The 10,361-nt window shown below is 63.8% G+C and carries 11 protein-coding genes and 1 pseudogene; 6 read left to right on the forward strand and 6 right to left on the reverse strand.

The genetic code is table 11. The features are described from left to right. Positions 1–46 precede the first annotated feature (46 nt). Positions 47–262, forward strand: coding sequence for a hypothetical protein (locus P9272_RS05710; RefSeq protein WP_278159651.1), 216 nt, complete (start codon positions 47–49; stop codon positions 260–262). An 81-nt stretch (positions 263–343) separates the two neighbouring features. Here the strand turns inward: P9272_RS05710 and P9272_RS05715 are convergent, their stop codons facing one another. The 6 genes and pseudogenes from P9272_RS05715 to P9272_RS05740 all read right to left on the reverse strand — a co-directional run bounded on the left by P9272_RS05715 (position 344) and on the right by P9272_RS05740 (position 4,748). Next, on the reverse strand, positions 344–577 hold the full coding sequence (locus P9272_RS05715) for a DUF680 domain-containing protein (RefSeq protein WP_128256126.1): 234 nt from the start codon (positions 575–577) through the stop codon (positions 344–346). A 164-nt stretch (positions 578–741) separates the two neighbouring features. Continuing rightward, on the reverse strand, positions 742–1,386 hold the full coding sequence (locus P9272_RS05720) for a TetR/AcrR family transcriptional regulator (RefSeq protein WP_278159652.1): 645 nt from the start codon (positions 1,384–1,386) through the stop codon (positions 742–744). Between the two features lie 154 nt (positions 1,387–1,540). Continuing rightward, complete coding sequence (locus tag P9272_RS05725) at positions 1,541–2,317, reverse strand: SDR family oxidoreductase (RefSeq protein ID WP_128256124.1); 777 nt, start codon at positions 2,315–2,317, stop codon at positions 1,541–1,543. A gap of 16 nt (positions 2,318–2,333) precedes the next feature. Beyond that, entirely contained in the window at positions 2,334–3,371 is a 1,038-nt protein-coding gene (locus P9272_RS05730; protein ID WP_278159653.1) for a phosphotransferase family protein, read from the reverse strand. After that, a complete protein-coding gene (locus P9272_RS05735) occupies positions 3,368–3,853 on the reverse strand; it encodes a MaoC family dehydratase (protein WP_278159654.1) in 486 nt (161 codons plus the stop codon). Before P9272_RS05735 ends, P9272_RS05730 begins: the two co-directional genes overlap by 4 nt. Before the next feature lie 80 nt (positions 3,854–3,933). Next, positions 3,934–4,748: pseudogene (locus P9272_RS05740) on the reverse strand (SDR family oxidoreductase). 115 nt (positions 4,749–4,863) lie between these two features. On the opposite strand from P9272_RS05740, the gene P9272_RS05745 reads away from it, so the two are divergent. The 5 genes from P9272_RS05745 to P9272_RS05765 all read left to right on the forward strand — a co-directional run bounded on the left by P9272_RS05745 (position 4,864) and on the right by P9272_RS05765 (position 10,290). Continuing rightward, positions 4,864–6,105, forward strand: a complete 1,242-nt coding sequence (locus tag P9272_RS05745) for an acyl-CoA dehydrogenase family protein (RefSeq protein WP_278159655.1) — start codon at positions 4,864–4,866, stop codon at positions 6,103–6,105. A gap of 5 nt (positions 6,106–6,110) precedes the next feature. Then, entirely contained in the window at positions 6,111–7,148 is a 1,038-nt protein-coding gene (locus P9272_RS05750) for a zinc-binding dehydrogenase (protein WP_278159656.1), read from the forward strand. A 196-nt stretch (positions 7,149–7,344) separates the two neighbouring features. Then, complete coding sequence (locus P9272_RS05755) at positions 7,345–8,511, forward strand: glycosyltransferase family 87 protein (RefSeq protein ID WP_278159657.1); 1,167 nt, start codon at positions 7,345–7,347, stop codon at positions 8,509–8,511. Then, on the forward strand, positions 8,504–9,472 hold the full coding sequence (locus P9272_RS05760; protein ID WP_278159658.1) for a glycosyltransferase family 2 protein: 969 nt from the start codon (positions 8,504–8,506) through the stop codon (positions 9,470–9,472). The genes P9272_RS05755 and P9272_RS05760 overlap by 8 nt, the downstream gene beginning before the upstream one ends. After that, the gene (locus P9272_RS05765; protein ID WP_278159660.1) at positions 9,469–10,290 is read left to right on the forward strand and encodes a ChbG/HpnK family deacetylase; all 822 of its coding nucleotides are present in this window, start codon (positions 9,469–9,471) and stop codon (positions 10,288–10,290) included. The genes P9272_RS05760 and P9272_RS05765 overlap by 4 nt, the downstream gene beginning before the upstream one ends. Positions 10,291–10,361: the final 71 nt, after the last annotated feature.

Consider the following 10,361-nt stretch of genomic DNA (forward strand, 5'->3'; position numbering starts at 1 on the left):
CTTCGCCGGTCCGGCCCGTTTCCGCGGCTTGCGAGGGAGATTCCTGATGTCGTCTAAAACCGCGCCGAAGTCGCCGAAGAAGACAGCGGCAGTTCGTTCGCTGGAGCATGAAAGGCGCGAGATCGAGGAAGAGGAACTCGAGGAAGGCCTCGAGGACACCTTTCCCGCAAGCGACCCGGTGTCGATCACCAGCACTTCCATCCCCGGCGGACCGGCAAAGCCGGCCAAGGCCGTGCCAGGAACGAAACCGCGCAAGAAATAGGTCCGGGCAGATCGCTCGAGGCGAGAGGCAAAACGAAAAAGGGCGGCCAAGTGCCGCCCGTTTCGTATGAAATCTTGCCGCTTACAGGCCGGGCACGAACCACGGGTCGACGTCGATGCCAAGCTTTGGGCTCTTCGGCTGGGTCTTGGTGGTGTCCACCTTTTCGACCGAGCCGGTCGCAGTGCAATCGAGGGCTACATTGGCGTTGGTCTGGGTGCAAGCAGCCGGGGCATGTTTGGCCGACTGGCTCGCGCCGGCAAAGGCGGCGCCCGAGAAAGCCAGAACGGCAGCGAGTGTGAGGATGGTCTTCTTCATTGTCCGTCTCCAGTCGTACATGTACGATATAGCGTACACATACGGTTAACGGAAGCTGAATTCAAGAGGGAATTTGTACGCGTACGACAACTTTCCTTAAACGTAGGAATTCGTCCGGCGCGATCCAAGCGACGGGCATCACGGAATAGCGGCGCAACCGCCGGTCAGCAGTTGACTGGTGTTTCGGTGAGCGGGGGAATATCTTGCGCCGACAATGAGGCCAGCATGAAATCGCACATTCGCTTTACATAGGCCTGGGGATCGCCGAACGGATAGAAGGGGAACGTGATCAGCAGCGAAATCGTGCCGTGGCCGACGGTCCACAGCATGGTGGCAATGGCGCGCGGATCGCCTTTGAGCTTGCCGGCGGCCACACAGGCCTCGACCCTGCTTATCAGCACCTTCATCGCCGGATTACCCTCTTCCATGTCCTCGTAGCTGCGCCCTTCCGGCAGCCTGGTCTTCTCGGTCATGAAGACGGTGCGGTATTCGTTGGGATTGCCAAGGCCGAAGGCGGCATATTCGGTCATCACCGCCCGCAGCGCCTCGATCGGGTCATCGGCGGGGTGTTCCTCGATGCGACGGGCGAGCGTCTCGAAAGCGTCCTCGGCGAGCGCGAACAGGATGTCCTGCTTATCGGCGAAATAGGAATAGACCGACATCGGCGCGTAGCCGACGCGCTTGGCAAGCTTGCGGATGGTCAGGCCTTCGTAGCCCTCCTCCTGCACAAGCTTGTGAGCCGCTGCGACCAGTTCGGAGCGGAGCTCAGCCTTCTGTTTTTCGCGGCGTTTCTGAACGCTCAGCGCCAATGCACGCCTGCCTTTGTCGTCGGTTGCCTGACGAAATTATATACGCTGTACGGAAACGGACAAGAGAGCAGGCTGGTTCCCTAGCGTACGGTCCAACTTCTGCCTTTACGCAATTCCGGACGGAAAACCGCCGAGGCACTTTTCCTGGAATCGCTCAAATCGCCCCGATGCCGCCATCGAGCGCGAGAGCATGGCCGGTCATGAAGGAATTGGCTGGGTCGGCGAGGAACAGGATACCGGTCGTGATCTCGTCGACCTCGGCGACACGCTTCATCGGCACGCCGCGCGTGAGCTCGGCAAGCGCTTCGGCTTCAGGCGCTCCAGTGAAGCGGACGAAGCCTTCGACCATCGCAGTTCTGGTGTGGGCGGGGCAGACGGCGTTAATGCGGATGCCCTTGCTGGCATATTCCACCGCCGCCGAGCGCGTCAGCCCGACCACGCCATGCTTGGCGGCGGCATAGACCGAAAGCTTGGGCGCGCCAGAGAGACCGGCGACCGAGGCGATGTTGACGATGACGCCGCCCTTGCCGCTTTCCCTGAACTGGCGCTCCATCTGAGGGATCTGGTGCTTCAGGGCATAGAAGACGCCGAGCAGGTCGACCTCGACCACGCGGCGCGCCTCCTCGGACGTGACCTGCGGCAGGCGCACGAAGCTGTGCACGATGCCGGCATTGTTGACGGCGATATCGAGCCGGCCGAATTCTTCGACGGCCAGTTTCACAAGATCCTCCGAGAGCTTTTCATCGGCGATGTTGCCGGCAAGGATCGCCCTCTCGGCGTCGAGCGTTGCGGCGAAGTCGGCAAGCGCGGCCTCGTTGAGGTCGGAAAGAACCAGCTGCGCGCCCTCGGCGGCAAAGGCCTTGGCCGCGGCGCTGCCGAGACCGCCCGTCGCGCCGGTGATGAGGACAGTTGCCCCGGTGAAACGGCCCACTTATCCGCTCTCCGCTTCAGCTCTTCTCGTCGATCAGTTCCACCGCCAGGGCGGCAAGCAGTTTGACGGCCTCTCCGTAGGTCTTGGCCTTCTCGGGATTGGAGGCATTGCCGTCCAGCGCGCGGCGAAAGACACCCTGGCAAATCGCCGCCAGCCGAAAGAAGGAGAAGGCCAGGAAGAAGGTCCAGTTGCCGATCTTCCCGATGCCGCGCCGTCTGCAATAGGCTGCGACATAGGCCTCCTCGGACGGCAGGCCGGCAGCGGCGCGGTCAACGCCGCCGAGACCGCGAAAGCCCGAGGCATGAGGCAGCCGCCATTGCATGCATTGATAGGCGAGGTCGGCGAAGGGATGGCCAAGCGTCGACAGTTCCCAGTCGAGCACCGCGATGACCTTCGGCGCATCGAGCGCGAACATCATGTTGTCCAGCCGGTAGTCGCCATGGACGAGCGAGACGCGGCCGTCATCGGCCGGCATGTGGGTCTCGAGCCATGCAACCAAGCTGTCGATATCGGCTATGATTTCCGTTTCGGAGGCCCGGTATTGGCTGGTCCAGCGCGCGAGCTGGCGCTCAAAATAGCTGCCGGGCTTACCGAAATCGCCAAGTCCGATGGCGCCAACATTGGCATCGTGCAGGGCGGCGAGCGTGGCATTCATGGCATCGTAGATCGCCGCCCGCTCGTCATTGCCGGAAGCGTCCGGCAGCGACGGATCCCAGAAGATGCGGCCGTCCATATATTCCATGACATAGAACATGCGGCCGATCGGCGATTCTTCGCCCGAGAGATGCAGCATGCGCGGCACCGGCACCGCCGTGCCGGCGAGAGCCCGCATCACCCGAAATTCCCGGTCGACCTGGTGCGCGGATTTCAGCAATTGCCCCGGCGGCTTGGCGCGAAGCACATAGCGGCCGCTGGCGGCGGTCAGGAGGTAGGTCGGATTGGACTGTCCGGACTTGAATTTTTCAATGGCGGACAGACCGGCAAAACCCGGGACATGCGCCTCGAGATAGGGCGCAAGCGCCGCCTGGTCTATGGCACCGGCCTCGCCGCTCATGCGTCCTCAGGCTGGCGCTCGAGCAGCGTGAGCGTCAGCCAGCGCGCCGTCAGCGCCGGTTTCTTGGAACCCTCGATCTCAATAGTCACGTCATGCGCCGTCTGCACCCAGCCGGATGGCCTCACCTTGACGTCGGCCAGCACGAAACGGGTGCGGATTCGCGCGCCCGTCTTCACCGGTGCCAGGAAGCGCAGCGTGTCGAAGCCATGGTTCACGCCCATCTTGGTGTTTTCCAGCGGCGGCATGGTTTCGAAGGTCATTGCCGATAAGAGCGACAGCGACAGGAACCCATGCGCGATGGTGCCGCCGAACGGCGTCTCGCGCTCGGCGCGCTCCGGATCGCAATGGATGAACTGGTGGTCGTCGGTCGCATCGGCGAACTGATCGATCATGCGCTGCGTCACCGTTCGCCAGGGCGAGACGCCGACCTCCTTGCCGACGCTTGCCAGAAGCGTATCGAGACTGATCGGTTCCACGCTCATGTCCTCCGCACCCCCGCCTGGATTGACTAGAACCGGGCGTCTTATTCCTTGAACGCCGTCCGATCCCTGAATCGGGCGTCTTATTCCTTGAACAATGTCATTCCATGCTGCACCGACTGGCCGCCGTCGATAGGCAGGATGGCGCCGGTGACGTAGCTTCCGGCACGGCTGCACAAATAAAGCGTTGCGCCGGCAATGTCATCCGCCACACCGATGCGGCCGAGCGGAACATGGTTACCAACATGTTTCGCCTGTTCCTCGGTCGCGGTGGCGAAGGCCGTCATGCGGCTCTGGAAAGGACCGGGCGCAAAGGCGTTGACCGTGATGCGGCGGGCCGCGAACTCGATTGCCAGCGTGCGCGTCAGATGGTGCACCGCCGCTTTCGAGGCCGCGTAGGAATAGGCGTCGTCGGCCAGCGGCTGGGTACCCATCACCGAGCCGAGATTGATCACGCGGCCGGATCCTCGTCACTTGCCGCGGCATCGAGCAGCGGCAAAAGCTCTCGGGTCAGGTGGAAGACGGCGGTGACATTGACGCCGAACACCTTGGCCCAGGCGTGGTAGGGAAATTCCTCCAGCGGCGCGCCCCAGGAGATGCCGGCATTGTTGACCAGGATGTGCAGGCGCTCCGTGCGCGCCTTCACCTCGGCGGCCAGAGCGGCGATGCCCGCTTCGCTGGACACGTCGCCGGCAAAGCCCTCTGCCTGGCCGGAGCCACCGAGCGCGTTCAATTCGTTGGCGACCCTGGCGCAATCCTCGCCCTTGCGCGAGGCGATCATCACATGAGCGCCGGCGCGCACCAGGCCGGTCGCCACCATACGGCCGATGCCCGTGGCTGCGCCCGTCACCAGCGCGGTCTTACCGGCGACCGAGAACAGCTTGTCCAGATAGCTCATTGCATTCCTCCGCACCCTCGCCCAAACCGGCGAGGGACTCGCGTTGACAAGGCTAGCCGAAGTACGGTCATCCTTGCCACGGGTAAAGATTTATCTGCGAAAGGGACCGGAAGCGATGGCGGACATGAATCTCGGCATGACCGAGCGGCTGAAGCCGATCCACCAGCGTGTGGCGGCCATGGTTCGCGACGAGATCGCGCCACTCGGGGAGGAGTTTCTCGCCGAAATCGGCAAGGAGGGCGACCGCTGGGTCTACACCGCCAGACAGACCGAGATCCTCGAAGGCTTGAAGAGGACGGCGAGGGAGCGCGGCTTGTGGAACTTCTGGCTTACAGATTCCAAACGCGGCTACGGTCTTTCCACCGTCGAATACGCCTATCTGGCGGAGGAGATGGGCAAGGCGCATCTCGGCGCCGAGACCTTCAACTGTTCGGCGCCCGATACCGGCAACATGGAGGTGCTTGAGCGTTATGGCTCGGAAACGCACAAGCGCGACTGGTTGGAGCCGCTGCTGGAGGGCCGGATCCGTTCGGCCTATCTGATGACCGAGCCGGACGTGGCCTCCTCGGATGCCACCAACATCTCGATGCGCTGCGAGCGGCAGGGCGGCGACTATGTGCTGAACGGCGAAAAATGGTGGGCGTCCGGCGCCGGCGATCCGCGCTGCGCCATCTATATCGTCATGGTCAGGACCGGCTCGGACGGGGAGCCGCAGCATCGCCGGCACTCGATGATCCTGGTGCCCGCCGACGGCAAGGGCATCACCAAATTGCGGCCGATGCAGGTCTATGGCGACGATGATGCCCCGCATGGCCATATGCATCTGAGATTCGAGAATGTGCGGGTGCCGGCGGCCAACCTGATCCTCGGCGAGGGCAGGGGCTTCGAGATCGCGCAGGGGCGGCTGGGGCCGGGCCGCATCCATCACTGCATGCGCGCCATCGGCCAGGCTGAGATGGCGCTGGAGATGCTGTGCCAGCGGTCGGTGCGGCGCGAGGCCTTCGGCCAGTCGCTGGCCAAGCTCGGCGCCAATTTTGACATCATCGCCGAATGCCGCATGGAGATCGAGATGGCGCGGCTGCTCTGCCTCAAGGCGGCCTGGATGATCGACCAGGGAGACGCGCGCGCGGCCGCGCCATGGATCAGCCAGATCAAGGTAGTGGCGCCCCGCGTCGCGCTGAAGGTCACCGACGAGGCGGTGCAGATGTTCGGTGCGCAAGGTATCAGCCAGGATACGCCGCTTGCCCGCTCCTGGACGCATTTGAGGACGCTGCGGCTGGCCGACGGGCCGGACGCCGTGCACCGGCGCCAGGTAGCGCGCACGGAACTGAAGAAATACACGCAGGAAAAGGTCTGACGACCATGACGCTTCCATCGCAAATGCGAGGTCTGCTGCTTGTGGGCGACGGTTACACCAGGAAGCCTTCGGCGGCCGCGTTGGAAGCGATGGAGCCTTACCTCCAGCCCGGCAGCATAGCCGTGCCGGAGCCCGGGCCGACACAGGCGCTTATCAAGGTCAGCCTTGCCTCGATCAACCCCTCCGACATCGCCTTCATCGAGGGCCAGTACGGCCAGCCGCGGGTCAAGGGCAGGCCGGCGGGCTTTGAAGGCGTCGGCGTCGTCGTTGCCACCGGCGATGATCCGTACGCAAAAAGCCTCACCGGCAAGCGCGTCGCCTTCGCCACCGGCGTGTCGAACTGGGGAGCATGGGCGGATTTTGCGGTTGCCGAGGCCGCATCCTGCATCCCGCTCATCGGCACGGTGCGCGACGAGGATGGCGCCGCCATGATCGTCAATCCGCTAACCGCCTTGGCCATGTTCGACATCGTCAAGCAGGAGGGCGAAAAGGCCTTCATCATGACCGCCGGCGCCAGTCAGCTCTGCAAGCTGATCATCGGGCTGGCGAAGGAGGAAAGTTTCCGGCCGATCGTCACCGTGCGCCGTGACGAGCAGATCCCGTTGCTGAAGAACCTCGGCGCAGCCCATGTGCTCAATGAGAAGGCGGCGGATTTCGAGGCCGTGCTGCGTGAAACCTTGAAGGCCGAGCAGCCGCGCATCTTCCTCGACGCGGTCACTGGCCCGCTGGCTTCGACCGTCTTCAATGCCATGCCGAAGCGCGCGCGCTGGATCGTGTATGGCCGGCTCGACGCCGAGCCGACGGTGATTCGCGAGCCGGGGCAACTGATCTTCCAGCACAAACGCGTCGAGGGTTTCTGGCTGGCCGAATGGATGCGCCAGGTCCGCGACAGGCTGGGTCCGGCGGTGCTGGAGGCGCAGAAGCGCTTTTCCGACGGACGCTGGTCGACCGACGTCACGGCGATCGTGCCGCTGGACGAGGCGATGGTCCGGCTGCCGGCCGAGCTCGCCAAGCCCAACGGAAAGGTGTTCATCAGGCCCTAAACAGTCGGGCGCCGATTTGAACACAAAGCTGTGATCGACAAGCGAGCGGCGGAAAATGCCGCTGTTCCGCCGTCCTTTGCCGGCACCGGTAACAGGCAAGCGCCGATGTTCTATTTCATTTCGATGTGATATCTCGCCGGCGCTGAAGGCCAGGCGGCGATGGGAAAGCCGCAACGGTCGGAACGCGGGGTGCGCTATGACGGTAACCAAGCCGGTTTTCGACCGTTTGGGGTTTTGGCTATGGGTAGGGTCGTTTCTGGTCGTGCTTGGCCTGGTGCTGTGGTCGCCAAACGCGCGTTCGGTGGTTCATATCTATAGACATGGCAGCGAGGCGTTTCTGAGCGGACAACCGCTGTATCAGGTCGAAGTCGCCATGGGGTATCTATACGCTCCCGCCTTCGCCGTCCTCTATGTTCCGCTGCTGAAGCTGGGGCCGTATCTGGGCAACGTTTTGTGGCACATGCTGGGCTTCGTGGCGCTCACTTTTGCCGCGATGCACCAGGTCCGCAAGGTGGGCGGCGAGGAGCAGACATGGCTCTTGTCTTTCGGTCTCTTCCTCGCCCTGCCGGTTTCGCTGGCAGCGCTTCGCAATGGCCAGGCGACGATCCTGCTTACCGGGGCGTGCTGGTTTCTGACGCTCTCGGCACTCGAGGGTCGCCGCGCCGAATGCTTCTTCTGGGCCATGCTTGCGATCGTCGCCAAGCCGACGGCGATCATCATGCTGCTGCTGGCGGGCGCGCTGCGTCCCAGGCTGATACCGGTGCTGGCGCTTGCGGTGATTGTCGTGCTCGTCATCCCCTACGGCTTTGCCTCCGCCGGCTATATCAACGCCCAGTATTACGATTTCTTCCGAATGCTCACTTCGATGACTGTCGACCCGACCGGCCCCTTCGTCCCGGCCGATTTCACGGCGCCTTTCACAAGGTTCGGGATGACGCTCCCGGAGTTTGACGCGACGATCGCGCGCGTGGTTGCAGGCTTGCTTACGCTGTGGATGGTGCTCCAGTTCGACCGCAGGTTGGACCCCAATGTCAGCGGCCTGGCCATCTTCCTCACTGCGGCGTTCTATATGTGCGTCTTCAATCCACGGGTCGAGCAGAACACCTATGCCATGGTCGCGGTGCCGGCAGGCCTGTCCATTGCTTTGCTGTGGCGGGAGAAGGGAGCCGTGATCACGCGATGGTTGCTGGCTGCGCTCCTCTTCGTCACCGGACTGACCAGTGTCGATAGTCGGCTGCACGACCTTTTCCACCCGTGGTTCCGGCCAATCGGCGTCAGCATAGTTGCTTGCCTGCTGATCGGCTGGTTCTGGACGCGAGGCAGACAGAAGATGCCGGCCGGGGGAGCCGTCGCACATGGCTGAGAGGCTTGACGTCATCGCGCCGTTCTTCAACGAGGCCGAATCCGCTGTTGCCTTCGTCGGGCTGCTCGACAGGCTCGAGGCTGCCGTGGCGGAGCGCTTCGGCATGACGTTGCGCAAGATCCTCGTCGATGACGGCAGCCACGACGGCAGCGCCGAGACATTCGCGGCGGCGCTGTCCGGCTCCTGGGAGATCATGCGGCTCAGCCGCAATTTCGGCAAGGAAGCGGCGGTGCTCGCCGGCCTCGACCATTCCCGCGGCGATATGGTCCTGATCATGGATTCCGACCTCCAGCATTCGATGGACATCAGCCTGAAGATGATCGGCGAGCTGGTCGACAACCCGCAGATCGATGTCGTCTATGCGCAGAACGACCGGCGCGAAGGGAGCTGGCGGCGCAGCCAGCTGGCGCGGCTTTTCTACAAGCTGATCAACAGCAGCCAGCGTTTCGATATCCCCGAAAATGCCGGGGACTTCCGCGTCATGCGTGGCGCGGTGGCGCGTGCCCTGACCAGCGTGCGCGACAAGCGTCGATTCAACAAGGGCCTGTTCGCCTGGGCCGGCTTTCGTCAGAAGGCGGTGCTTTATTCGCCGGAAAGCCGCGCCGGCGGCACGTCGAAATGGACAAGGTTCAACCTGATCGCGTTCTCGCTCGAAGGGTTCACCTCGTTTTCCGTGATCCCGCTGCGCATCATCAGCCTTATTGGATTGCTGGCGGCATTTGCCGGTCTCGCCTATGGCGTGAAAGTGCTGTTCGAGGTGCTCTTCTACGGCATCGCCGTGCCCGGCTATCCCAGCCTCATGGTCGCCGTCGTGTTGCTGGGCGGCCTCAACCTGGCGCTGCTCGGCCTGATCGGCGAATATGTCTGGGTCACGCTCAGCGAAAGCAAGGACCGGCCCGTCTACATCGTGCGCGATGTCCTGCGCGGCGAGTCCGCCGAGCAGGCCGCCCCCGGCGAATGACCCGGCCGGTCCGCCTGATTGCTGACGATTACGGGCTGGCGCCGGGCGTGTCGGACGCGATCCTCGAGCTGATCGATCGCGGCCGGCTGACCGGAACCGGCTGCATGACGGGTTTTCCCGAGTGGGAGGAGGCGGCGGCGCGCCTCAGGCCTTTCCGCAGTCGGGCAGCCGTCGGGCTGCATCTGACCCTCACCGACCAGGTCGCCGCGACCGGCCGGTCCAGCCTGGCGCCGGATGGCAAGCTGCCCGGGCTAGCATCCCTTGCGCTGCCGGTGCGGCGCGGGCGTATCGACGAGCGGGACGTTCACGCCGAGCTCGACGCCCAGTACGACCGCTTCCTCAAAGCGCTGGCCGGCCCGCCCGACTATATCGACGGACACCAGCACGTGCATTTCCTCCCAACGGTGCGAAACTGGCTGCTCACGCGGTTCGGGGCAAGCTCGCGCAAACCGGCGCTGCGAGGGGCGCCGGGACTTCCGCGCATGGATGCGGCGGCGCCCAAGATCGCGGCGGTCGCCGCTCTGGCCGCGGGGTTCAACGGATCGATGCGACGGGCCGGCTTCAGGGTCATGGCACCGCTTTCCGGGATCTATGACTGGCGGCAGCCGGACAGGTTCGCTTCAACGCTGCGCGTCGCGATCAAGACCTTGCCCAAACAAGGTGTGTTCATGTGCCATCCGGGCCACGTCGATGACATTTTGCGCGCGCGAGACCCGATGCAGGCCGTGCGCGAGGTTGAGTACACGGTTCTTTCCTCGCAGGATTTCGGCGACGTCCTCGACAAGGCCGGAGCCCGCGTCATGGATGGCGGCGCATGAGACTTCCTGTGTCAACCTGTTGTGAGCAAGGCGTTTGCGGCGGGGTGTTTTTGGGGATCGTAAGGGGTGCC

The sequence above is a fragment of the Mesorhizobium sp. WSM4976 genome (assembly GCF_029625685.1).
In the GTDB taxonomy this organism is placed as follows: Bacteria; Pseudomonadota; Alphaproteobacteria; order Rhizobiales; family Rhizobiaceae; genus Mesorhizobium.

Excerpts from the sequence above, each read along its gene's own strand:
- P9272_RS05710 (WP_278159651.1), top strand. The coding sequence starts at position 47 with ATGTCGTCTAAAACCGCGCCGAAGTCGCCGAAGAAGACAGCGGCAGTT.
- P9272_RS05765 (WP_278159660.1), top strand. The coding sequence starts at position 9,469 with ATGACCCGGCCGGTCCGCCTGATTGCTGACGATTACGGGCTGGCGCCG.
- P9272_RS05755 (WP_278159657.1), top strand. The coding sequence starts at position 7,345 with ATGACGGTAACCAAGCCGGTTTTCGACCGTTTGGGGTTTTGGCTATGG.
- P9272_RS05750 (WP_278159656.1), top strand. The coding sequence starts at position 6,111 with ATGACGCTTCCATCGCAAATGCGAGGTCTGCTGCTTGTGGGCGACGGT.
- P9272_RS05760 (WP_278159658.1), top strand. The coding sequence starts at position 8,504 with ATGGCTGAGAGGCTTGACGTCATCGCGCCGTTCTTCAACGAGGCCGAA.
- P9272_RS05735 (WP_278159654.1), bottom strand. The coding sequence starts at position 3,853 with ATGAGCGTGGAACCGATCAGTCTCGATACGCTTCTGGCAAGCGTCGGC.
- P9272_RS05715 (WP_128256126.1), bottom strand. The coding sequence starts at position 577 with ATGAAGAAGACCATCCTCACACTCGCTGCCGTTCTGGCTTTCTCGGGC.
- P9272_RS05745 (WP_278159655.1), top strand. The coding sequence starts at position 4,864 with ATGGCGGACATGAATCTCGGCATGACCGAGCGGCTGAAGCCGATCCAC.
- P9272_RS05730 (WP_278159653.1), bottom strand. The coding sequence starts at position 3,371 with ATGAGCGGCGAGGCCGGTGCCATAGACCAGGCGGCGCTTGCGCCCTAT.